Here is a 24,288-nt window from a genome sequence, read left to right on the forward strand (position 1 = left end):
CACTTGTTGGGTTGCTCACACAGGTTACGATCTATTCATTGGTGCGGCCAAAGGGCTCAGAGCTACGAAACAACTTTGTAAACGCATCGATTAATAGATTCGGTACAGCCTGCCTTGGTCCGTGATTGCGTATAAAGCACCGTCCTTACCTTGTGCCACATCGCGAAAACGCTGATTTTCCCCTGCCAAAAGGCGCTCTTCACCAACCACTTTGTTGTCGCGAATAACCAATCGAATGATATGTTGGCCGCTGAGTGACGCAATGAACAGGTTATTTCGCCATTGGGGAAGATGATTGTGGCTATAAAAAGTCATTCCACTTGGCGAAACCACAGGATCCCAATAATATACGGGTTGTTCCATACCATCCTTTTGTTGAATGGCATCGCCGATCGATTGACCGCTATATTCAATGCCGTATGTAATCGTTGGCCATCCATAATTTGCGCCTGCCGTTATGTGATTCAATTCATCCCCGCCACGCGGGCCGTGTTCACTTTGCCATATATCTCCGGTTGTAGGGTGTATCGCTAAGCCCTGCGGATTGCGATGGCCTATACTGTATAATTCGGGTTTCGCATTGCCTTGACCAAAGGAAGGATTGCCTACAGCTGGACTACCATCTTTCGCGATGCGCACTAGCTTTCCAAGCGAAGAGCTAACATCTTGCGCTTGCGGTCTAGTAACTAACGAAGATCTTTCGCCCGTGCTGACAATTAAAAAGCCTGATCGATCGAAGACGATGCGCCCACCGTAATGTAGGGATCCAGCAAACGCTGGTGTCGCGCGATAGATTACCGTGACATTTTCTACTTTGGATTCGTCGAGAGAAAGAACGCCTTTAGCAACAGCAGTAACGCTACCACCAGCTTGAGACTCGGAAAACACCCAGTATATCAATCGGTTGGCTGAGAAATCTGGATCGATGCACAAGCCTAACAAACCACCTTGGCCAGCTGCATCAACCGATGGCAAACCTATGATCGCTGGACTTAGTTCGCCCGCCGATGTTGCTATACGCAACGTTCCCCCCTTCTCTGTGATCAACAGCCGGCCATCCGGCAATCCTGTAATTCCCCATGGATTTTGCAAACTGCTAATGATGGCAGTAGCGGTGTATCCCGGGCTGCTCGTGACACCTGGTGCACGCGTCTGTCCAACAAAAGCGGGTTCATAATTTGTTTCAGCAGGCTCCGTTTCTACCGGTGGCCCAAGCGCAATTGTATCTGCTATGATGTTATCGGTTTTGCAAGAATGGACTCCTAAGGACAAGCTGCAGGCTATGCTCAGCAGCAATATACTCTTCAGCGCAAAGCGAGAAATAGTTTTCATATTTAGCGTTTATTTATTCCTTGACATAGAACGAAATATAAGGAAATACGTTTTAAAAAAATATTATGGGATGGCTAATCGTTTTGTCTATGTATCTTTAGAGCGACAATTTCAGCAATCATTAAAATAGATTGTACAAAAAAAACTCATCTACAATATGCGCGTTGAAGAGACATATAGAAAAGAATACGGAAAACAGGTGGAGAAATATTTAGCCGCTTTTGGTTTAACTCCGGAAGATTTGGGAAAACTTATACATTCCAGTTCAGATAATGTTCGTGCTATTATACGTGGTTCAGTCGGACTGAGTTTAGGGAAGATGATCAAGATCGCAAACGTCTTCTCCGTTCACTATTACAATTTTGCAGATCCGTCCTACCCCCTTCCGGAAGAGCGACACCTTTTGCAAAGCACGCGGACAAAAATTGAAAAGCGAAAGACAATTGGCGTGATCACACGGGACAACAGCAATTTGCTTGCAAGAGAACTGGACAAGTTGATTGCGCAAGACGTTTTGAGCCATCCTGTCACTGCGTCTGCCCTACATAAACTCATGCATAAAAGCTTGGCTGATCGAAACGCTACAGAAATTACCAATTTATTAAACAAACCCCCGCGCAATAAAATCATAAAAAAGTTACCAGCAAAAATTGGTAAGCAAAATCTTTATATACACGTGAACCATCTCGAAGCCTATCAGCAACGGTCAACTCTTGATTTGTTTAATTCAGGAACCGGATAGTTTCCCCTTGATTGACTCGATCGATCTGTGAGATACGAGCAAGGCAATTCAAGTGGAAAGATAAGCTAGATGATTTAAAATTCCTACCTTTGGTTAGGTATGCCTCGCGAGCTATTCGTCGACTGTCAGATGCTTTGTTTCTCCGGTTGCAGGCTGCACATAAATGTAATGATCTTTTAAATACAGAACTATGCTATTAAGTCAACATATTAAAGAAAATACGAAGGAATCTCACCAGAAACTAGAGGGCATTGTTGTAAGACAACTCAAGGCTATACAATCTCGCGCCGACTACGCACGTGTGCTAAAAGTTTTTTACGCCTACTTCCATGTTGTAGAACAAGCCATCGCTCCTTTTGTCAATGTCGATATTTTACCAGACTATCACACAAGGAGGAATTCATCGGATATCAAACGAGATATTGAGGCTTTGGGTAGCCATGTCGACAATGTACCAAGGGCTCATGCGCCAACCATTTCGAACACGCTGGAGGCGCTATCAGCCCTGTACGTATTAGAGGGATCGATTATGGGAGGCCCCTATATTGTACAGATGCTAAACAAATATGGTATTTCCGAAGGAACATCTTTTTTTGCTGGATATGGCACGGATACCTCAAGCATGTGGGCGACGTTCGTAGGTGTATTGAACAAATTTGGCGAAAACCCAGCCACTCACTTGCGTGCTTCCGCAATCGCAAATGAAACATTCTCTAAATTTGGTGACGTATTTGCAGCGCATGTTGTTGCTTAGCAATGCTTAATCTTATGCCCAGAACGAGACAAAATAAAAAGAATGTGTGGCTAAAACGTGCTGGTATTGGGGCGTTTATGTTTTTTCTTATAAAAGGTATCGCTTGGCTTGTAGTTTTTGCACTTGCTGCCAAATCCTGTTCTTAATCCATCCTACTATCTTCCACTACCAAATTTAAGCTGTGGTGCCTTATTTAGTTAACCCGCTGTTAATCGCCCGTTGCAGTTAACTACTGCGTCATGATGCTATTTTCTACAAGTACAAGAGTTTAGCACATATTCACCCGAATTTGAACAATTATTCGGTAGGCAACCGGTTGACAGCGATATAAGACATAGAATTTATAACATTTAACAAATTTTATTCGATTAAAATTTTCAAAGTGTACAAATTACACTATATTTGTGCTTTCATAATTTAGGTTTATAATTGGTTAGTTAAAGGCTTTCATTCTCCCCGTTTGAAAGCCTTTTTTGTGTTTATGGGTATTCATAGAACCTACAGTTACCAATAGGCTAGTAAATTTGCGGACAAAATTGCTTGTCTGCTTTAAAAACATTATTTTTAAAAAACTGCGTCTTTTTTTGAGCAGTAAGAATTAGATTACCTCCGTTAAACAGATAAAACTTTTTATAACTATGGAAATGAAGACAATTAAGGGGCCCGCTATTTTTCTCGCTCAATTTATGGATGACGAGGCTCCTTTCAACAACCTTGAAAATATCGGGGCTTGGTTAGCAAAGTTAGGTTATAAAGGGGTTCAAATTCCTACTTGGGACAAGCGTTGCATTGATTTGGAAAAAGCAGCACATAGTAAAACTTATGCTGATGAGCTGAAGGGTCGCTTGCTGGAATTTGGCTTGGAGATCACAGAGCTGTCTGTGCATCTGCAGAGTCAACTTGTTGCTACACACCCTGCTTACGACAGGATGTATGACGGTTTTGCTCCCGAAAATGTCCACAACGATCCGAAAGCGAGAACAGCTTGGGCAGTGAACCAAGTGGAGTTGGCCGCAAAGGCTTCCGCAAACCTTGGTTTGGATACGCTGGCCGCTTTTTCTGGTTCTCTACTATGGCATACCGTATATCCCTGGCCGCAACGACCTACGGGACTCGTACAAGCAGGGTTCGACGAATTAGCTAAGCGCTGGCGCCCACTACTGGACATCTGCGATCAGTTTGGCGTTGATGTAGCCTATGAACTTCATCCGGGTGAAGACCTACACGACGGCATCACGTTCGAGCGGTTCTTGGAGGCAGTCGGCGGGCACGAGCGAGCTAATATCCTTTATGATCCTAGTCATTTCGTCCTACAACAGTTAGATTATTTAGCCTTCATTGATTTCTATCATGATCGTATCAAAGCCTTCCATGTAAAAGACGCAGAATTTTTAAAAAGTGGAAAGTCAGGCGTTTACGGTGGTTATCAAGATTGGATAGACCGCCCTGGACGTTTTCGTTCCTTGGGAGATGGACAGGTAGATTTCAAGGGTATTTTCACGAAACTATCGCGTTATGGGTTCGATCGCTGGGCCGTAATCGAATGGGAATGCTGTATCAAAGATCCGGCTCAAGGAGCAGAAGAAGGCGTCGACTTTGTCAACAAGCACATTATCAATGTAACCAAAAAGACGTTTGACGACTTTGCCAGTGCCGGGGCAGATGACGATTTAAACAAGCGCATCTTGGGCTTATAAAAAACGTGCGCCGGTTTCTCCGGCGCACATTCCTACTCGCTACCGCGATACAATTATTTAGTATCCGAATATCTCTTGCAAAGTCAATTTCTGTACCTTACCCATTTTATTCAATTGTTCCGCAGTCAGTGACTCTTGGTCACCCACTATACAATACACATAAGGTTTATTGCTCAACTCTTTGTTATGAAATGCCTTCAGGTCTGCATAATCCAATTTCGGCGCTTGTTCATATACCGATTTACGAATATCTGTTTCGTTACCCAAACGTTTTGCTCCAATGTAGCTGTTTAATATTCCCGCATTGGTAATACGCTCGCTCGCCAAAGACTTCATCAAACTGACCTTTGCCGTTTCTAAAGCCAATGGCGATTCGGGCAACTCGTTTAGCAGTTCGTTCATACCGGCAATAGCTTCGTTGAATTTATCCGTCTGTGTGCCTATGTAGGCGCCGACAATGTAATGGTTTTCTTTCTTTTGCGGCTGGCCATAATATGCATATGTAGAATAAGCCAAGGCCTTTGATTCCCGGATAGTTTGGAAAACAATGCTACCCATTCCACCACCAAAATAATTGTTGAATAAAGATATCACAGGTGTATTCGTTGCTTGGTACAATTCCGAATTGCGGAACCAGAACACTTCGGCCTGTTTCATATCATAGTGGGCAAAGAGCACGCTATTCTCTGTCGTCGCCAATTCTTTGAACCCAGCACCACGCCGAACATCGACATAAGACCCCTTGTCAAGTTTTAGTTTAGGAAGTGTTGTTAGCAACTGATTTACTTCACGCGGACCATAGTAGAGAATAGTATGCTTGGTGTTAACCAAGTCGTGTAAGATCTTTACTAAATCTGCCGCCTTCAACTGATCAAGCTCTGCATCGCTAAACGTATAGTTGAAAGGGTTTTGTGGACCATATTTTGCGTACGCTCTTAATCCTTCCATGATACTGCCTTTGTTTTCCTTCGCATTGGAACGTGACTTTTTCAATCGGGACAGATAAGCCTGAAATGCGACCTCATCCACCACACAGTTGCGTAGCAGATCTTGAATGAGCAATACCGTTTGATCGAAATGCTCGTCTAGCCCAGATATGGAAATACGGGACTCTTCATTACCCGCCGAGACCGAAAAGTCAGATGCCAGCCTATAAAAGGATTTACTGAAATCCTCGCTTGATTTATCCTTGGTGCCCAAAAACTCAAAATAATCAACCGCTAAAGCCAGAAGTTTGTTGTCCCACTTTCCTATGGGATACTGATAAGAAAGGCTAAAAAGTGTATTGTCCTTATTTTGTACGGACAAAACATCGATATCGCCCAATTTCCCTTTTAAGACTTCTTTATCATAATCCAACCATACGGGTTGTATCGCTTGCTCCGGCAGTGCGTTGACGGCTTTTAAAAACTCCGATTGACTGTCTCTGTTGACAGTGATCGGAGTGATAGCCGGCTTTTCCACTTTTACAACAGCCGTATCGAGCCCCTGTCTTTTATAAACCACCACATAATTCCGATCGTTAAGGTATTTGTTTGCAAATTCGACCACATCTTTTTTCGTTAGTTTGCTCAACCGGTCCGTATAACCGAGCTCCTTCGCCCAGTCTAGGTCCGACGTAAAGGCCGACATCAACTCCTCGGCCCTACTTTTATAGCTCTCATTCCGCGAAATCTGCTCTTTACGTTCATTGTTAATGATTGATGTGATGAGTTCGTCCGAAAACTCCCCATTCCGTAGCTTTGTCAGCTCGGCAAGCAATAGATTCCGGACATCTTCTAAGGATTGCCCTTGCGAAGGGTTTCCCTGCAAAATCAACATCGAATAGTCTTTCAGTACATATGGAAATGCGCCTGCCCCAAGTAATTTTTGCGACTTGACCAAATCAAGATCGATCATCCCCGCCGAACCATTCGTCAATATGTTGGCCATCAGATTCAACATTTGTGCATCCTCACTCGCCGCACCAGGAAAACGAAATCCCAAAAATAGAAATTCTGCATTCGGTCCTTTCACCTCGCGAATGATAGGTTGCTCTATTACCTTTTCGCGATCAAATGTGTAGGCCGGCACTTCCTTGGGCTTCATGTAAGAAAAAGCGCGTTCTATCTTTTGAATCATTTCCGCGGGTTCGAAATCCCCTGACATGATAACCCCCATGTTATTTGGCACATAGTACGTATCATAATAGTCTCGGATAGCCCGTAACGAGGGATTTTTTAAATGTTCTACCGTACCGATAACCGTTTGCTTCCCATAGTTGTTATTGGGAAAAATCGCTTCAAACATCGCTTCCACAGCCTTTCTACCGTCGTTGTCCAAACCAATGTTCTTTTCTTCATACACAGCCTCCAGTTCGGTGTGGAATAACCGAAGTACCGGAGATCGAAAACGTTCTGCCTGTACAGCAAGATATTTATCTACAACATTGTTCGGGATATCTTCGATATAAACCGTTTGCTCAAACGAGGTGAAGGCGTTGGTACCCTCTGAGCCCATATTGCTCATCAGTTTATCATACTCATTGGGAATAGCAAATTTAGCCGCTTCTCCAGATACCGAGTCAATTTGCCGATAAATTGCCTTTCGCTTTTGCTCATCCGATGTCGAATTGTATTGCTCATAAAGAGCATCTATTTTAGCGAGCAGTGGCTTTTCTTCGCTCCAATCCAACGTTCCAAATTTATCGGTACCTTTGAAAAGCATATGTTCCAAATAGTGCGCTAAGCCAGTATGATCTTTGGGATCTGTTTTGCTACCCGCTTTGGTAGCAATGTAAGTTTGTATACGCGGCTGTTTTTTGCTCGGACTTAAGATTACAGTCAGTCCATTCTTTAATTTATAAAAACGGGCTTGCGTGGGATCATTGCTTACGTAACGATACGTGTAGCCATCCTCTATAGCTTCCTTCCACTCAAATTTCTTTTGTTGAGCAGATGTTCCAACCCAAATAAAAAGCAAGGATGCAAACACCGCTGCTCTAAAAAGTTTTCTCATAAGGCGAATAAGGTTTTATACAGTAAATACTTGCTAAATTTAACGTAAAAAAAATGAATGTTTTCATACGTTCTGATATATTCCGAATTTTTTATTAAAAAACGGCCTTTTCACTGAAAAAAATAAAGGAAACTTGTTCTCAAGTACGGTAAGTAACAAATTGCAAACGCAGATTGCCTTTACAAATACATTCAGCGACAAATACAGGAAAATAAGTCCAAAAACAACCTATCACCTATCTACATTTCGTTTGAATATATTGAGCTCTTCAAGCAATTTCTTGAAATTTTCATTGTTTTTCTCCTCTTCACCCAATAAAAAACCCCACGCTTTTAGATCGCGTACCCGATCAAATAAGATCTTGCAGATGGCAAGTATTGGGATTGCCAAGAACATACCCGAAATACCCCACAACATTTCGCCAACAATAATGGCCATCATCGCAAAGAGGGAATTTATCTTGACTTTTGAACCAACGATTTTAGGAACTACGAAATTACTATCTATGAGATGGATAACGATCAATGCCACCACAACAAAAAAAACATGCGTGATCGAAGACGTTGCAAAGGTAATGAGCGCAATGATAAGCATAGCGAGCACAATCCCTATATAGGGCAGCACGTTAAACACACCAGTTATAATCGCTAGCATAAGGCTGTATTTCACGCCAATAATACTCAGCGCTATAAAGGTAAGTGCCGCAACTATAGCCATTTGCAACACCAAGCCAATCAGGTATTTTTTAACAACATATTGAATCTGTTTCACAATATCCATCACGATGATATGGTGTTCTGTTCGGTTCAGCAACAGTAGAAAACGAACAATATGACCGCGATAAATGAGTATAAAAAATGCATAAAGAAATGTGAATACGAATAAGATAAGGAGGGACGATAGCGATAGCAGCGCAATACCCACAATAGCAGTCCCTTGGCTCACGGATTTGGAAACGGTACTGGTCAGATATTCCATTTGTTCACTTTGCGCAACACCAAAGGTTTTATGTACCCAAACTTGCGCTAGCTGAAATCCATCTATAATCTGTTTTTCAAAAGCAGGCCAATCGTCTTTCAACATGGACAATTGAGAGCCCAACATCGTGAAAAGACCACCTATAAGCCCAAAAAAAAGTATTAAGGCAACAACTGCTGCCAACGTACGATGCAAACGCAACTTCCTTTCCAGCCAATTGCACACGGGAACCAGTAGCAGGGAAAATAGACTACCCAGAATCAGTGGCACCACGATAGTCTGTCCGATACGAGCAATGTAACCTAAGGCAATGATGGAAATCAATGTGCAGGCCAGTTTAATGTAGAACGGCAAGGTAAAAAATTTGATCATTTTATTGAAAAATATCGTACCTTCTAATATACCATTTTTTTGAAATTATTTCCTCTTTACCTTTACAATTCGATGACTCACCTCTTGAAAAGAAAACCGAGCTATGGTATGCCTTTGAGTTTCTTCGTTAACAGGACGCTAGCTGCCCAGCTAAACCTACCCCATAAAACTAATCGTGAAATTTATCCTTTGATCCTACATTCAGTCCAGCCTTGTCATATGATAGATGATCTGAATTTTTTCACTGTACAACATAAAAACTATTAAAATCTACTATTTCTATAGATATAATTGTTTTTGTGATTTAATATTGGTACGTTTGTGTTATCATAAAATACATAGGTTTATAATTGGTTAGCTTAAGGTTTCCATTCTCCCCGTTTGGAAACCTTTTTAAAAGAATATCACTAAACAACACATCTCGCAAAAAAGAGGATGCAGTAGCACCTCTTTTTGTTTAATTACTTATTTAGATTATTAATCTCCTTCTTGTAGTTGCTGTTTCAGCACAGTAAGATCCAAACCTTTTTCAAATTTGGAAATGACTATTGTCGCCGCCGCATTTCCGATAATGTTCGTTATCGCCCGAGCTTCACTCATAAACCGATCAATTCCTAAAATCAGGCCAACGGCTTCTACTGGCACATGGCCAACGACGGGTAATGTGGCCGCCAACGTCACAAAACCACTTCCGGTAACACCCGCGGCGCCTTTCGATGTTAACAAAAGAACCAATAACAACGAAATTTCCTGCTGCAGCGAGAGGTGCATATTCAACGCCTGTGACACAAAGACGGCAGCCATGGTCAAATATATGCAGGTACCGTCCAGATTAAACGAGTATCCGGTTGGAATTACAAGCCCAACAATCGATTTCGAGCAACCTGCACGTTCTAGCTTTTGCATGATACCCGGAAGAGCAGATTCAGACGACGATGTCCCCAGCACGATCAACAACTCTTCCTTCATGAAGCGGATAAGTTTCGCGATGTTGATGCCAACATAAAAATAAAGTACACCTCCGATGATGCATACGATAAAGACCAAACAGGTCAGGTAAAAACTGAGCATCAGCAATCCAAGTTTTGACAAAGCCTCTACGCCATATTTTCCCACCGTAAAGCCCATTGCACCCATCGCACCTATTGGCGCCAGGTACATAATCATCCGGATCACCGCGAACAAACCTTTTAGGAAAGCGTTCAACACTGTCAAAACAGGCGCTGCTGCTGTTTCGCCGATTTTTGTCAACCCAATGCCAAATAGCACGGCGAAAACGAGTACTTGCAGCAAGTTATCAGATGCCACCGCTGCAATGACATTTTCCGGAATGATACTTAACAACCAGTCCAGCATATTTTTTTGCGTTTCCGCATCTTTTACATAATGCGCGATACTCGATCCATCCAATGTACTGGGATCTACGTTCATTCCTGTCCCCGGTTGAATCCAATTCACAAAAATCAAACCTATAACCAAGGCCGCCGTGGTCATTAGTTCAAAGTAAATTAACGCAGATAAACCGATTTTTCCGACTTTCTTCACATCCTGCATACTGGCAATACCAATCACAATCGAGCTGAAGATCAGCGGAGCGATGACCATTTTAATCAATTTGATGAATCCGTCGCCCAGTGGTTTCAGCTTAATTGCTGCGTCAGGGTAGAAAATACCGACGGAGATACCTACGGTTATTCCTATCAATACCTGAACATATAGATTTTTGAGGAGCCTATGCATAGCGGAGAATGTATTGGATTATAATGGACACGCTAATATAAACATAAAATCGCGCTTCCAAAGACACTATCATATTATCCGTTTACCCTATATTGTGGTCGAAAAAATTGCTGTGTGAGGCTATGATGAAGCATACGTTATTGCACAAAAAAGCGGTTTAAAACTTCAAACGAAGCTTTAAACCGCCTAAAAAAATGGAATACTATTTTTTTGTAGCGTGCAATTGTATCCCGATCTCGATGTCTTTACTGATCATCCATTCGGCAGGATCGCCTTCCGAGGTACCAAATTTGATGCCCCAATCTGCACGATTTACCGTAAACTTGGCTCCTACAGAAACCTTGTCTCCCTCAACAGCGATCTTCGCTGGGAAAGAAATGTTCAACGTGCTATCCAAAAGTGTCAGATTCCCACTAACGTTCTTATTCGCGCCTTCGATAGCACCTTTTGCCGTAGCAGCATCTAAATCCGATACGCTTGTAATTTTGAAAGTTGCCGTAGCAAATTTCTCCACATCGAAGAAATCCGGATTTTTCAAATGGTTTTCGAGATCCGATGATTTTTTATCAGCCTCCGTAACGGATGCCGAATCCACTTTCAGTGATTTCATGTCAATGGTAAAGTCGCCTGCGGTCACATCGTCACCTGAAACGGACAACTCGCCCGACGTCAACGACAATGTTCCCCAGCGTGGTGCAAAACCACCTTTGTGAAAAGCCTTCCAATCCACTTTCGATGTTGATAAATCAACGGCATACGCATCACCCTGTGCTTCCGCGACAGTTTGCTCGCTAGATGTACTGGTGCTTGAACCACTTCCGCCGCAAGATGCAAAAACAAGTGCGGCAGCAGCCACCATAGATAATCCAATTTTTTTCATAAATATGTTTTTTTGTTCTAAATTAAGCGTTAAAATTATTTATCTTTTTTGAATTATACAATATGCTATATAATTTAAATAACAAAAAGACATTGAAATTATCAATTTGTAGAAGTTTAAACAATCAAATACCTATTAACCTAGAATCGTCAAGGATTTTTTGATGATAGCAACCGCTTCCTGCAGTTGCTCTTCGTCGATCACTAACGGGGGAGCGAAGCGGATTTTATCGCCGTGAGTAGGTTTGGCTAAGAGGCCATACTGCATCATCTGCAAACAAAGATCGTAAGCTGCATCATTACTATCATGCTCGATAACGATCGCATTTAATAAACCCTTTCCACGGATTTCTTTTATTGCTGGATGGTTTATCTTGGCGATCTCGGCACGAAAGATCTCTCCCAAACGCTCGGCGTTATCGGCCAAAGATTCTGCTTTCAGTACATCCAGTGCCGCAATGGCTACTGCACAAGCCAAGGGGTTTCCCCCGTAAGTAGATCCATGTTCTCCTGGCTGTATAGTCAGCATGATTTCGTTGTCGGCAAGCACTGCCGAAACAGGCAACATGCCGCCACTTAAGGCCTTTCCCAAAATCAACATATCAGGCCTTACAGCTTCATGATCGCAAGCCAGCAATTTCCCGGTGCGGCACAAGCCGGTTTGGATTTCATCCGCAATAAAAAGCACCTGATGCTGTTTACACAGCGCGAAGGCTTGCGCCAGGTAACCCTCATCCGGAACGAGTACACCAGCTTCCCCTTGTATTGGTTCGATCAACAGCCCCACGACGTCAGGATCCTGAAGTGCCATCTCCAAGGCGTTCACATCGTTGTATGGGATCGTTACATATCCATCCACAAAAGGGCCAAATCCATCTCTTGCAGATTCGTCTGTACTAAAAGATATGACGTTCACGGTACGCCCATGAAAATTGCCGTTCATCGTTACGATCTTGGCAGCGCCATCCGCTACACCCTTCACCTTATACCCCCACTTTCTGGCAAGCTTGATAGCAGTTTCGACCGCTTCCACGCCTGTATTCATCGGCAGAACCCGATCATAGCCGAAGTAAGCACTTATATAAGCGACATATTCGGATAGTTTTTCGCTATGGAAGGCACGCGATGTTAAGGTCAATTGTTTCGCCTGCATGATGAAAGCTTCCACAAGCTTAGGATGACAGTGCCCTTGGTTCACCGCGGAGTACCCAGACAGGAAATCAAAATATCGTTTACCCTCAACGTCCCATACGAATGGCCCATTCCCCCTTTCCAAAACCACAGGTAATGGATGGTAATTATGTGCGCCAAATTTATCTTCTTGCGCAATCAGGTGTTGCGTTTTTGCTGCTAAGCCGTGCTTTTCCATCATAAAGTAAAAGTTTTATATTCATAAAAGTACAAAATATAGCTAACAAAGAAAAAGCGTACAGCTACGGATCTATTTCGAATTTCCCTACCAAAAAACGAGATATTTTAAAGATATTTGACGTTTGTAATCGCCCTAACCCACAGATATGCCCCTTATAATCCCTATCTCAATCGCCCTATTGCTGTTATTTTCTGCAACAAATTCATCTGCTTTGGTGGGTCAACCTGACTCGTCTGATCATACAACTCGCCATCAAATTGACATCAAGTCTGTAGAACTGGAAGCCATGAGGCAGCAACAACAGAGAGATTCTTTACTTCGTGTGCGCTTGGAGGATCAGCTATTAATAGTCCAACGGAGCGATTTCGAAGAAAAGCGTAAGCTCATGGAGGAAATTAATCTTTTGCGCAGCCGCGACTCGCTGCTTGTGAATCGCCGAAAATTAAAAGTGGATTCGCTACGTCGTTTGAACAAGGGTGTGGGGGTAATTCCTTTTCGGGATACACTTTTTAAAATCTACACGGCTATCGGCAGTTACAGTGCAAACGATAGGGCGCAGGCCATCGAAAATAGAATACGCGGTATGGTGAATAACGTCCAATTTCACACGGACTCCTTGCATATTGAAAATAATGAAGACAGCTGGATTCTTGCTTGGCGCGATCAGGTTATTCTGAGTGTGAACCAACAGGATGCACTTTGGGCGAATGCCGATGCAAAAGATTTGATTGCCCGTTATAGATCAGAAGTCAGCATAGCCATAGAAAACGAGCGAGAACAGAACAGCTTGAAACGCATTTTACAAGCGCTTGGGCTTGCGGTTATTATACTGGCATCCCTTAGTCTCCTTATCTTTGCTATTGGAAAGCTGACCAACTACCTAAAGAAGAAGGCAATTGGGGGCAAAAATAAAATTTTCAATGGCATACAAATCAGGGGTTATACGGTGGTAACTCCTTCCAAACAAATCAGAATCATTTGGGGACTACTTGACATTGCGAAATGGTTGCTCATGTTATCTGCCGTATACCTGGCGTTGCCTATCATGCTCAATCTATTTCCGCAGACAGAAGGCTATGCACCGGTTTTATTAGGCTACTTCCTGTCCCCTTTGAAAGATGTCGGCTCGGCCATAATCGCTTACATACCTAATCTAATTACTATTTTTGTGATTTATTTGGTATTCCATTATTTATTGCGATTTTTGAAATTCTTTGCGAAAGAATTGCAAGATGAGGTACTAACTATCCCCGGTTTTTATAAAGAATGGGCACTTCCCACCTATCAAATCCTTCGGGTGCTTTTGCTGGCCTTCTTGCTCGTCGTGATCTTCCCTTATCTACCAGGATCTGATTCGCCAATCTTTAAAGGAATATCCGTTTTTATCGGCGTACTGTTTACTTTTAGTTCTGCGGGCGCACTTGGCAATATCGTAGCTGGATTGATGCTTACTTATATGCGTTCCTTCAGCATAGGGGATCGAATTAAGATAGGCGATGTAACAGGCGATATCATGGAAAAATCACTACTGGTGACGCGCATTCGTAGTATTAAAAATGAAGTAATTTCCATACCAAATGCGCAGATATTAAACAATCATACGGTTAATTACAGCGCTGATGCGCAGCAACTCGGACTGATATTGCACGTCAGCATCACGTTAGCATATGAGATACCTTGGCAAAAGGTACATCAATTAGCAAAACGTGCGGCGGAACAAGTTGACCTGCTCGAGAAATCGCCAGAGCCCTTCGTTTTGCAAACAAGTTTGGATGATTTCTACGTTTCTTACCAACTTAATGCATACACCAAATCGCCGGATAAACAAGCTTTTATTTATTCCGAGTTATACAAGCATCTTTTGGACACTTTTCATCAAGCCGATATTGAAATACTTTCGCCCCATTACCACGCTGTACGCGACGGCAGCACGCGTGATATCCCCCCTCCTAATGCCACAGCGCGTCGATGAGTAACTGGGCAGCCAGCTTCTGTAGATAGCGATTGGCAACAGGACAGCATGAAGCCAGCATATGCATAGGACGTCGCTGGCCGTTTTTGCTATTTTGCCTTCGCTTCTACATCCGCCAACACGCGTTCCACGGTACTTTCCAATTCGGTGATATCGAATGGTTTGGCTAGGTATGCGTCTGCTCCAGCTTTTTCCGCCAATAAATGTATATCATTGTTGGCCGATATGTAGACGACAGGTATCTGTTTGTATTCCGCATGTTGCTTGAGTAAGCGAGTCGCTTCTATGCCGCCAATTTCGGGAATCCAGTTGTCCATCAATATAATGTCTGGATGGATCTGCGATACCTTCTCGATAATGTCATGCGAGGTTTCGGAGATCTTAACCGTGTATCCGGCGTCTACCAAAATAATCGTACATACTTCCAGAATATTGACGTCATCGTCAAAAATTAATATTGTTTTGTTTTTCATAGTCATTTTTTCAACTTTCTTATTTTTCTAATCTTCTATAAATTATTGATCAATCCCGGAAAGTGCTCCGGTTTGAATACGGCATCCACCTTAACATGTACAATAGCTTGTCGCGGCATGTACGCGACTTCTGCGGTATCAGGGTCCTGTACAAATACCAAACCATCCGCCGATTTAACACACTTTAATCCTTCCACGCCATCCGCGTTTGCACCAGAAAGTAAGATTGCCACCAATTTGTCTCTGCAGGCAAGGGCCGCAGATTGAAAAGACACGTCGATGGACGGTCTCGAGTAATTCAATTTTTCGGAGTAGTCCAGCGAAACCAATTTGTTGCTTTCAAAAAGCAGGTGGTAATCGGGTGGAGCCAAGTATATCGTTCCTTTCTGCAAAGTCATCTTGTCTTCCGCTTCCAGAACAGGTAACTTGGTATGGTTGCGCAACAATACGTCCAGCATAGAGTCAGGATCAGCTTTTCTATGCAATATGATGACTACAGGGAATGCTAAATCTTGTCTTAAAGTAGGAAGCAACGACAACAGCACCTTGAGGCTTCCCGCCGAGCCGCCCATCAATAGTAGCTCTACCTTACTGTCTGATTTGCGATCACTTGCCATATTACATATTTTTTCGCCAGATCTTCTCCGTATCCAATTGCTTGTATCTATTCTCCAAATTCGAAAACCGGATCGTCTCCTTCGCTCCAAGCGCCAAAAAACCAAGGCTGTCCAAACTTTCATCAAACAACGTAAAGACCTGATTCTGTAATTCCTTGTCGAAGTAGATCAACACATTTCTGCATACCACCAACTGAAATTCGTTGAAAGAGCTATCCGAAACAAGGTTATGTGTTGCAAATATAATTCGTTCGCTCAGTTTTGTATCGAATTTAGCGACATCATAGTTGGCCATGTAATATGATGAAAAATCTTGCAGTCCTCCGGAGAGCATGTAGTTTTCTGAATACAATTTCATCTGTGCAATCGGAAAAATTCCTTTGGCAGCTTTTTCGAGCACGCCGGGATTCAGATCTGTTGCGTAGATCAGCGATCGATTATAAAGATTTGCTTCGCGCAACAGAATAGCCATAGAGTAAGCCTCTTCCCCTGTCGAGCAGCCGGCTAGCCAAATCCGTATAAACGGATAGGTTCCTAGCTGCGGCAGCACCTTATCCCGTAGCGCCTTAAAAAAGCCGGGATCACGAAACATCTCCGTCACGTTGACCGTGATCTCCTCCACAAATCGCTGTAAGTACTCAGGATGATGAAGTAAATGGTACCGAAGTTCCGCGAAACTAGTAAATTTATCAATAACGCAGATACGGTTAACACGTCGCTTCAGTGATGCTTTGCTATATTGGGTAAAATCGTATCCGTATACGCTAAACACATCGTTAAGCAGTATTTCCAGTTCTTCGTCCTTGATCACATTGGGTTCTAACATTTAACCTACCTTTTCAATAACTGCAATTAATTTGTCGATGTCTACCGGCTTTGACACGTACCCATTTGCTCCTGCAGCGAGACATTTTTCCCGATCGCCCGACATGGCCTGTGCCGTAACGGCAACGACTGGCATATCGATAAATCTTTCGTCCGCACGCAACATCTTAATGGCCGCGTAGCCATCCACGTCTGGCATCATCATATCCATCAGCACAACACGGATATGTGGATTTTCGTAAATCAAACTTAAACCTTCAGGAACACTTGTGGCCGATATGGATGTATATCCCCTCGCCTTCAAAGCCAATCGCAATGCGAAGATGTTCCGGTTATCGTCATCGATGATCAACACTATATTTTTCATACCTGTTCCGCTAGCTCCTAATTATCATACAACCAAACGCGCAATAAAGAGAGGAGCTGATCGGTATCCACAGGCTTCGAAATATAATCTGATGCTCCTGCCAAAATACACTTTTCCCGATCACCTGTCATGGCTTTAGCCGTTACCGCCATGATTGGTAATCGCGCGTATTGGGATTGCGCCCGAATAAGCTTGATTGTTTCATAACCGTCCATTTCCGGCATCATCATATCCATAAGTACAATCGAAACATCAGGATTGTTTTGCAATTGTACCAAGGCCTCCTTACCATCAATCGCAGATATCACCTTCATCTGGTACTTCTCTAAAGCTTTTGTCAGTGAAAAAATATTGCGCACGTCGTCGTCAGCGATAAGCACCGTCTTCCCGCTCAATACCTCGTTCAGGCTCCCCAGTTTACTGCTCACCTTTTTAACGGCCTCGACCTTTCGTTCCTCAACGAGATGCAGGAACAGCCCCACTTCATCCAAGATACGTTGATAGGAATGAGCAGTCTTGATCACAATGGAGTCTGCATATTGCTTGATGCGAAGTTCTTCAGCTTGCGACAAGTTCTTTCCCGTGAATATTATGATGGGTAACTTTTCTAAACCTTCGTTCTTTTTTATGGCTTCCAATGTTTCGTAACCCCGTTTATCGGGAACCCCCATGTCCAAGATAACGCAATTCACCTGATCAGAAGACAAGGCTTTCACACTGTCTTCAACATTGTCTTTGATTTCGGAAGCAATATCGAAACTTCCTAGGAAATAGGATAAAGCCATCGCATGTTTTGGATTTTCTTCGACAATGAGAACCTTCTTTGGATAAACGCTCAATGCATGCTCGATACGTTTGAACATGTCGCCAATTTTCTCCAAGGCAATCGGCTTATTGATAAAGTCGATAGCACCTTTTAGGAGACTCTCTTTTTTTACTTGCATGGACGACATGATATGAACAGGAATGTGCCGCGTTGCGGGATTTCCTTTGATTTCATCCATCACTTGCCACCCATCTTTTACAGGGAGTTGTATATCCAATAAGATGGCCAAAGGCTTGTAGGTCAGTGCTGCTGGCGCAGCCAAATCGCCACGTACAACCACAATACCTTTGTAATTTTGCTGCCGGGTGTATTTTAACAAAGCCTTCGCAAAATTTGTATCGTCTTCGACGATCAAAATTACGGGATCGCCCGGCATAATATGGTGCCTATCGTCATCTACATCATCCGGAATATGTTCCGTAGTGTACAAAGGTTCCTTATCTTCGATCAATGTATTCACCTCTTCCACGTCGGCACTAATAATTTCGATCAGCTCGTCTGTAACGGGCTTCACAACGCGAGCACCCTTAACTTTAGGAATAAGCAGCGTAAAAGTACTGCCTTCGTTTTCCTGGCTGGACAATTTGATTTCACCACCCAACAGACGTGCGATCTCGCGGCTTATCGATAACCCTAAACCCGTCCCGCCAAATTTGCGGCGTGTTGAACCATCCGCTTGCTGAAAGGCTTCAAAAATTACGTGCTGCTTATTAGCGGGAATACCAATCCCGGTGTCCTTTACAGCAAAAGCAATGTATTGATCATCCTGCGCGTATGTATCAACAATGAGCTCGACCCCGCCTCTTTGGGTAAACTTTACAGCGTTTGACATCAAGTTTCGCAATACCTGATCTAACCTCAACCGATCTGTTTCCAATCCCTCTTCCAAATCAGGTGATAAACTTACCCGTAAATTTAAAGATTTCTCCTGTATCAGTGGTGTAAAGAGATTTGTTAATTCGCGAACCACATCGCTCAGATTTACAAGCCCATATTCGATTTCCATCTTGCCAGCTTCAATTTTAGATAGGTCTAAGATCTCATCGATTAAAGTTAGTAAGCTAGTGCCCGAACTCTGAATGACCATTGCAGATTCGACCTGTTCTTCGTTGAGGTTTTTTTCGGTATTTTCAGACATTAGGCGTGACAGAAGCAGAATCGAGTTGAGTGGTGTACGCAACTCATGCGACATGTTCGCTAAAAATTCAGATTTGTACTTACTACTTAAGGCCAGCTCTTCGGCTTTCTGTTGGATTTCTATATTCCGTTCGGCTATCAATTGATTTTTTTCTTCCAGCAGCTTAGACCGCTCTTCCAGCTCTTGGTTTGATTGCAGCAATTCTTCCTGCTGCACTCGCAACTCCTCTTCGGAAGCCTGTAATTTTTGCGTTTGTGCCTCCAGCTCCGTATTTAAGTTTTCGAGCTCCCCATGCTGGGTCTGTAACTCTTCAGACTGAGCTTGTGTTTCCTCTAACAGTGTCTGTATCAATCTACGGCTTTTTGCTGCCGCAAGTGCCTTGCCGACATTGCTCGCCGCCTCTTTCAGAAACGCAAGGGCGAAATCGCTTATGTCCTGGGCGGCACCAAGCTCTAAAACGCCGATGCAACTACCTTCATGTAATATCGGCAAGAGCACCAACTCGTCGATGCGGACCGTACCACTGGCAAAACTGACCAAATACCCCTCTTTATCAGCCATGTTTTTAAATACCTTCTCTTTAGCATCCAAAAATACCTGACCAACCATCCCCTCTCCAGGTGCATAGGAAGACCGCATACTTGCTTCCAAACCGTAGCTTGCTTGCAGTAGCAGGCTATCTCCCTCGAACAAATAAAAGGCGCCGTTCCAGCATTGCGTGTATGCGACAAGATGTTGGAGAACTTCTTTAGCAATCACTTGTTCACTTTTGTTACCCATCAACTTGTCATTCAGCAGCGCTAAGCCGGCCTGCCTCCACTCATTATCATTCAATTCATCAAACGAACGCTTTAAAGCATCGGTCATGTCATTTAAGGAAACTGCTAAACTGCCCAAGTCATCCTGCTCGCTATCTTCTATTCGTGTAGAGTAATCACCATGTGCTATTTGGTAGGCGACGCGTTGAATAAGCCGCAGACGCTTCGAAATTTCCTCATCCTTTAGTTTCAACGAATTTTGAAGTTCTTCCCGTTTTTTGAAGTCCTCTCGAATCCGTAAATAGAAAACTACGGTAATCAGTAACGAAATAAGTGCAGCGACGACAATGAATATGGAAGTATAGGAAGACGAACTATCCAAAGCGTCTCGTCGACTATCCAACAGCAATTCTTCATGAGCGATAAATCGGCCAATCAAAGCTCGGCAGCTATCCATATACAGCTTACCTTCCTCCAGTTGTTTGATCGTGATCGCCTCGCCACGACGTCGCTCAGCTACCAAACCTTCTAGAATTCCCGTCCGTAATTTAACAACGGAAATCAACGTATCCAACCGATCGGTCTGTAAGTTATTGTCACTCGTTAATCGCTTGGCACGATCCAAAGATGTCGGTAGCGATTCTATGCTCTTACTATAAGGCTCTAAAAAGACCTCCCTCCCTGTCAGGTGAAAACCTCGTTGGCCCGTCTCTGCATTCTGTAAGTCGCTCAGCACGTTATTTGCTGCCGCAATGGCACGCCGGGTATGGTCTACCCTCTCCCGATTGTTGATCTGATCCTGAATACTGATGAAAGAAGCAGCAGAGCTGGCCATCAGTATAACGAGTGAAACTCCGAAACCGACTTGAAGGTTTCGCAGGAATTTTCTAGGCATATAGATTAATTTAAAGGTAAGGTAAAATAAAACGTGGACCCCGATCCGACTTCGCTTTGCAATCCAAAACTTCCCTGATGCTGGCGGATAATTTCCGAACATATATACAGGCCGATACCTAAGCCTTGGAATTTTAACGAAGACTCTTCTACACGGTAGAATTTGCTAAAAATATCTTTCTGTTTATGCGCTGGAATACCAATGCCAAAATCCGTTACTTCCACTTTGATCACGTTAGTATTGTTGACGGTATTCACGATCACACGTTTGCTATTGGGTGAATATTTGATTGCATTCGTAAGGTAGTTGATAAGCACTTGTTCTATACGGATTTCATCACCAAGCACAGCTAAGTCGACATTATCACCCGTTCGGACGATATCGGGCGACTTCTCATGTGTATGGTAGATTGTATCTATCGCATTATCCAATAGGTGCTTAAAATTGAATTCCCGCATATTCATTTTCAATTTTCCGTTGTCGATTTTTGAAATATCCAAAAGATCGGCTATCAGGTTATTTAGTTTGGCAACCTGCACTTGCACCTTATCAATGTATTTGTTTGCGGGATGCTCCTCGTCGATGTTTATAGTTCGCCCCAACAACTGCGTATACGCCTTGATGCTGGTGAGCGGGGTCTTCAATTCATGACTCGCAATACTTAAAAATTCATCTTTCTTCTTCTCCGTCTGTTTGCGATCCTCTATGTCGGTGAATGTACCTACCCAACGCGAAAGCTGTCCCTGCTCTTTTATTGGTGTAACGCGCAAGAGATGCCAGCGGAATAGGTCCGCATTGATTTCTCTTATCCGCACCTCCATTTCCAATGGCACATTTTTTAAAACGGAAAGAGACCACTCTTCTTCAATGGAGGGATCGCCCACCGCCGTTTCAGGAAAGGTAGTGGAATGCTGCGCATAACGAAACCATTGATTGTTCACAAAATCAATCTGGCCTTTGCTATCTGCGGTAAAGGCAATTTGAGGTAAAGACTCAAGAATTAAATGCAGGTAATCGACCCGTTCTTTCAATTCGGACTGTGCTTGCTTTCTAGCTTCGATTTCGCTTCTTAACGTCTGTTGCGTTTCATTTAAGGCCAAGGTTTGTTCGTATAGACGGTAAAAAGTCTTGACCTTAAGCATTAAAATATCTGGATCGACAGGTTTGGTCACATAGTCAATCCCTCCGGAAGCATAGCCTTTGGTAATGAATTTCTTATCGGTATTGACGGCAGATAGAAATATAATGGGAATATCCCGCGTTTTGCTAAAACCAGATAACGTTTCCGCGACTTCAAAACCGTCGATTCCGGGCATCTGCACGTCCAAAATTATCAAAGCATAATCTTTGCGCAGCACCTTCTTTAATGCTTCTTCACCCGACAATGCCGTGTCCACCGAAAAATTCTTCGCCTCTAGAAGCTTCTTTAGCGAATATATATTTTCTGATTTGTCATCGACTATTAGAATCATTTATATTTCTTAGAATTTAAAGCCATGCGTTTTATTGTCTTGACGAGAGCAAAACAAAAATTCACCTGCTGTTATCAAAATTTTAGCCCCTTATAAGTTAATAGTTGTCCGAACCAAAGGATTTAGCATGTCCTCAAACATCAAAAATCACTCCAATTTCAAAAACGTTTCCCGCGCAGAAATATACGATTCAAATAAGGTTCAAAAATAAGTGAATTGAGTATTTATTGCCTATTGTTCATACACATATAGCAAAGCTAGATTTAGCAGCTGATTATGAACGCATTCCACACTTAAGATCGGAAGACAAACGTTTGCCTAAAACTTCAAAAAATATGATGCGGCTACCGCAGTATGGCAGCAGTCGACTTATCATGGCTGATATTCCTAAACAAACAAGTTTAAACAAGTATTTATCGGGTCAACTTTACGTATTTTCAGCAAAACTTTTTTAAACTGGTTTATGTCTCTCTAATTAAGTGATCAAAATTTCGAACAGCGATTACCGCATTTTAGGACAGCCAAATTATTTCGATAAATACGTTGCAAGAGTACAATTGTCTGCCTATCTTAGAATGCACACAGTTATATTTCTCAATGATGATAAAGAAAAAATTGACCTTCATTATGTTAGCTTTCGTATTGCAAAGCGGTTTCAACACAATTTCTGCACAAACACATGCCATTCAAAGGGTCGAAAAATCGATCGATAAGCTTGTGCAAGCTATGTTAAAGCCTAACCAAGCGTTGCTCATGGAACTTACGGCAGACTCGCTGACTTACGGACACTCAAATGGCAAAATAGAGCGTAAAAAAGAGTTCATGGAGACGCTATTGTCTGGCGCCTCGGACTTTAAAGAAATTGAGTTGACCGACCAAACCATTCAGGTTGTCGGTAGTACGGCAATAGTCCGCCATGTTTTACATGCAAAAACCGATGACCCGGGAAAGGGTTCTTCCCTTATTAAATTAGGTATCGTATTAACCTGGATAGAAACTAAGGGCGGTTGGCAACTTTTGGCACGGCAGGCGTACAAGCTTCCATGAAAAAGGTGGATAAACTTGCGATATCTATATGCCAGTCGAATATTTCGTTATCTATTGCGTAAAATTGCGTCCATAACGCTTGTTGTCCGTAAAGCACTTTGACCTGTAGAGGGACAAATCCCCTCGCCTCTTAGCTCCTGGACAATGGTGTTGATAAGGTGTTGTTGGATGTGAGTAGGGCGTTCATAGTCAAACAACGTTTTACCACGCGAAGTTAACAGCTCTATGGGACGAAAATTAAACGTACTGCATACGAGTTGTCCTTGTGTTCCCGTTATTACAATCTCATCCTGCTCACTACTCTCGTTTGCGACGAAACACCAGATGGCACTACCTAAGACGCCATTACTATGCTTCCATACTGCACTAACGGTATCGGCCACTTCGTAATGTCCAGCCAAGTTGTCCGATCTTCCATGCGCGTCTTTAATGGGAGCAATTAAGTAGTCGAGAATATCCAGCGTATGCGGTGCCAGATCAACGAAATAACCTTCCCCGCCTACCTTCTTATCTATCCTCCAAGTGTGTGTGGCTGGATGGAGATCCGTGGACAGCGGCGCCCTTATCAGTCTAACAGAAACGGTCAACAGATCCCCGATTTTTTGCTGATCCAGCAACTCCTTTACTTTCTCGAAATAAGGCAGGCTACGTCGGTAGAATGCGACAAAGAGTCTACGCCCCGTCTGTATCGATACTTTCACCATCTCCTCGGCCTCCGATAAGGTTAACGCCATGGGCTTTTCTACATAAACATCTTTACCTGCACGCATCGCCCGAATAGCTAATTCACTATGCGTACTTGGAGGAGTGGCGATATACACTATCGAAACAGCCGGATCCAGCAGTAGATCTTCTGCATCGCGATACACTGTCTTCACATTATGCCGACGAGCATAGTCCAAAGCCTTGTCATAAGTTCTTGAGGCAACAGCTATCAACGCTGAGTTTGGACATTTGTAAAAAGCAGGACCACTTTTCACTTCGGTGACATCCCCAACGCCAATCATTCCCCAGTTTATATTTTCCATAAATCTT

At 43.1% G+C, this 24,288-nt stretch carries 18 protein-coding genes; 5 read left to right on the forward strand and 13 right to left on the reverse strand.

Annotated features, from left to right (window positions below):
* Positions 1-90 precede the first annotated feature (90 nt).
* On the reverse strand, positions 91-1,332 hold the full coding sequence (locus IE165_RS13930) for a PQQ-dependent sugar dehydrogenase (RefSeq protein ID WP_189627249.1): 1,242 nt from the start codon (positions 1,330-1,332) through the stop codon (positions 91-93).
* Positions 1,333-1,489: 157 nt separating this feature from the next.
* Between IE165_RS13930 and IE165_RS13935 the strand changes: the two genes are divergently transcribed.
* The 3 genes from IE165_RS13935 to IE165_RS13945 all read left to right on the forward strand — a co-directional run bounded on the left by IE165_RS13935 (position 1,490) and on the right by IE165_RS13945 (position 4,525).
* Positions 1,490-2,074, forward strand: a complete 585-nt coding sequence (locus IE165_RS13935) for a helix-turn-helix domain-containing protein (protein ID WP_189627250.1) — start codon at positions 1,490-1,492, stop codon at positions 2,072-2,074.
* Positions 2,075-2,264: 190 nt separating this feature from the next.
* Positions 2,265-2,828, forward strand: coding sequence for a biliverdin-producing heme oxygenase (locus IE165_RS13940; RefSeq protein ID WP_189627251.1), 564 nt, complete (start codon positions 2,265-2,267; stop codon positions 2,826-2,828).
* 644 nt (positions 2,829-3,472) lie between these two features.
* Complete coding sequence (locus IE165_RS13945) at positions 3,473-4,525, forward strand: sugar phosphate isomerase/epimerase family protein (protein ID WP_189627252.1); 1,053 nt, start codon at positions 3,473-3,475, stop codon at positions 4,523-4,525.
* Positions 4,526-4,582: 57 nt separating this feature from the next.
* Here the strand turns inward: IE165_RS13945 and IE165_RS13950 are convergent, their stop codons facing one another.
* The 5 genes from IE165_RS13950 to rocD form a co-directional block, all read right to left on the reverse strand.
* Positions 4,583-7,522 (reverse strand): M16 family metallopeptidase, encoded by a 2,940-nt coding sequence (locus IE165_RS13950; protein ID WP_189627253.1) that lies wholly within the window; start codon positions 7,520-7,522, stop codon positions 4,583-4,585.
* A 231-nt stretch (positions 7,523-7,753) separates the two neighbouring features.
* Positions 7,754-8,872, reverse strand: coding sequence for an AI-2E family transporter (locus IE165_RS13955; protein ID WP_189627254.1), 1,119 nt, complete (start codon positions 8,870-8,872; stop codon positions 7,754-7,756).
* Positions 8,873-9,349: 477 nt separating this feature from the next.
* A complete protein-coding gene (dctA, locus tag IE165_RS13960; protein ID WP_189627255.1) occupies positions 9,350-10,612 on the reverse strand; it encodes a C4-dicarboxylate transporter DctA in 1,263 nt (420 codons plus the stop codon).
* A gap of 202 nt (positions 10,613-10,814) precedes the next feature.
* Complete coding sequence (locus IE165_RS13965; RefSeq protein ID WP_189627256.1) at positions 10,815-11,492, reverse strand: YceI family protein; 678 nt, start codon at positions 11,490-11,492, stop codon at positions 10,815-10,817.
* A gap of 135 nt (positions 11,493-11,627) precedes the next feature.
* Positions 11,628-12,863, reverse strand: a complete 1,236-nt coding sequence (gene rocD / locus IE165_RS13970) for an ornithine--oxo-acid transaminase (protein WP_308434302.1) — start codon at positions 12,861-12,863, stop codon at positions 11,628-11,630.
* A 145-nt stretch (positions 12,864-13,008) separates the two neighbouring features.
* On the opposite strand from rocD, the gene IE165_RS13975 reads away from it, so the two are divergent.
* On the forward strand, positions 13,009-14,835 hold the full coding sequence (locus IE165_RS13975; protein WP_189627257.1) for a mechanosensitive ion channel family protein: 1,827 nt from the start codon (positions 13,009-13,011) through the stop codon (positions 14,833-14,835).
* A gap of 89 nt (positions 14,836-14,924) precedes the next feature.
* Here the strand turns inward: IE165_RS13975 and IE165_RS13980 are convergent, their stop codons facing one another.
* From IE165_RS13980 to IE165_RS14005, 6 genes are read right to left on the reverse strand one after another with little or no spacing between them, the layout of a single operon-like run.
* Positions 14,925-15,308, reverse strand: a complete 384-nt coding sequence (locus IE165_RS13980; RefSeq protein WP_189627258.1) for a response regulator — start codon at positions 15,306-15,308, stop codon at positions 14,925-14,927.
* A 35-nt stretch (positions 15,309-15,343) separates the two neighbouring features.
* Positions 15,344-15,925: a chemotaxis protein CheB gene (locus IE165_RS13985; protein WP_189627259.1), complete on the reverse strand. Its 582-nt coding sequence runs from the start codon at positions 15,923-15,925 to the stop codon at positions 15,344-15,346.
* Position 15,926: 1 nt separating this feature from the next.
* A complete protein-coding gene (locus IE165_RS13990; protein WP_189627260.1) occupies positions 15,927-16,751 on the reverse strand; it encodes a CheR family methyltransferase in 825 nt (274 codons plus the stop codon).
* Positions 16,752-17,117, reverse strand: coding sequence for a response regulator (locus IE165_RS13995; protein ID WP_189627261.1), 366 nt, complete (start codon positions 17,115-17,117; stop codon positions 16,752-16,754).
* A 17-nt stretch (positions 17,118-17,134) separates the two neighbouring features.
* Positions 17,135-20,734: a response regulator gene (locus IE165_RS14000; protein WP_189627262.1), complete on the reverse strand. Its 3,600-nt coding sequence runs from the start codon at positions 20,732-20,734 to the stop codon at positions 17,135-17,137.
* 5 nt (positions 20,735-20,739) lie between these two features.
* On the reverse strand, positions 20,740-22,206 hold the full coding sequence (locus IE165_RS14005; protein ID WP_189627263.1) for an ATP-binding response regulator: 1,467 nt from the start codon (positions 22,204-22,206) through the stop codon (positions 20,740-20,742).
* 597 nt (positions 22,207-22,803) lie between these two features.
* Here IE165_RS14005 and IE165_RS14010 point away from each other — a divergent pair.
* Positions 22,804-23,253, forward strand: coding sequence for a nuclear transport factor 2 family protein (locus IE165_RS14010; RefSeq protein WP_229826566.1), 450 nt, complete (start codon positions 22,804-22,806; stop codon positions 23,251-23,253).
* Between the two features lie 47 nt (positions 23,254-23,300).
* Here the strand turns inward: IE165_RS14010 and IE165_RS14015 are convergent, their stop codons facing one another.
* Entirely contained in the window at positions 23,301-24,281 is a 981-nt protein-coding gene (locus IE165_RS14015; protein ID WP_189627264.1) for a Gfo/Idh/MocA family protein, read from the reverse strand.
* Positions 24,282-24,288 lie beyond the last annotated feature (7 nt).

This window comes from Sphingobacterium griseoflavum (genome assembly GCF_014653155.1).
Classification (GTDB): domain Bacteria; phylum Bacteroidota; class Bacteroidia; order Sphingobacteriales; family Sphingobacteriaceae; genus Sphingobacterium; species Sphingobacterium griseoflavum.

Coding starts and splice junctions, on each gene's coding strand:
- IE165_RS13930 (WP_189627249.1), bottom strand. CDS start 1,332: ATGAAAACTATTTCTCGCTTTGCGCTGAAGAGTATATTGCTGCTGAGC.
- IE165_RS13935 (WP_189627250.1), top strand. CDS start 1,490: ATGCGCGTTGAAGAGACATATAGAAAAGAATACGGAAAACAGGTGGAG.
- IE165_RS13940 (WP_189627251.1), top strand. CDS start 2,265: ATGCTATTAAGTCAACATATTAAAGAAAATACGAAGGAATCTCACCAG.
- IE165_RS13945 (WP_189627252.1), top strand. CDS start 3,473: ATGAAGACAATTAAGGGGCCCGCTATTTTTCTCGCTCAATTTATGGAT.
- IE165_RS13950 (WP_189627253.1), bottom strand. CDS start 7,522: ATGAGAAAACTTTTTAGAGCAGCGGTGTTTGCATCCTTGCTTTTTATT.
- IE165_RS13955 (WP_189627254.1), bottom strand. CDS start 8,872: ATGATCAAATTTTTTACCTTGCCGTTCTACATTAAACTGGCCTGCACA.
- dctA (WP_189627255.1), bottom strand. CDS start 10,612: ATGCATAGGCTCCTCAAAAATCTATATGTTCAGGTATTGATAGGAATA.
- IE165_RS13965 (WP_189627256.1), bottom strand. CDS start 11,492: ATGAAAAAAATTGGATTATCTATGGTGGCTGCTGCCGCACTTGTTTTT.
- rocD (WP_308434302.1), bottom strand. CDS start 12,863: ATGATGGAAAAGCACGGCTTAGCAGCAAAAACGCAACACCTGATTGCG.
- IE165_RS13975 (WP_189627257.1), top strand. CDS start 13,009: ATGCCCCTTATAATCCCTATCTCAATCGCCCTATTGCTGTTATTTTCT.
- IE165_RS13980 (WP_189627258.1), bottom strand. CDS start 15,308: ATGAAAAACAAAACAATATTAATTTTTGACGATGACGTCAATATTCTG.
- IE165_RS13985 (WP_189627259.1), bottom strand. CDS start 15,925: ATGGCAAGTGATCGCAAATCAGACAGTAAGGTAGAGCTACTATTGATG.
- IE165_RS13990 (WP_189627260.1), bottom strand. CDS start 16,751: ATGTTAGAACCCAATGTGATCAAGGACGAAGAACTGGAAATACTGCTT.
- IE165_RS13995 (WP_189627261.1), bottom strand. CDS start 17,117: ATGAAAAATATAGTGTTGATCATCGATGACGATAACCGGAACATCTTC.
- IE165_RS14000 (WP_189627262.1), bottom strand. CDS start 20,734: ATGCCTAGAAAATTCCTGCGAAACCTTCAAGTCGGTTTCGGAGTTTCA.
- IE165_RS14005 (WP_189627263.1), bottom strand. CDS start 22,206: ATGATTCTAATAGTCGATGACAAATCAGAAAATATATATTCGCTAAAG.
- IE165_RS14010 (WP_229826566.1), top strand. CDS start 22,804: ATGATGATAAAGAAAAAATTGACCTTCATTATGTTAGCTTTCGTATTG.
- IE165_RS14015 (WP_189627264.1), bottom strand. CDS start 24,281: ATGGAAAATATAAACTGGGGAATGATTGGCGTTGGGGATGTCACCGAA.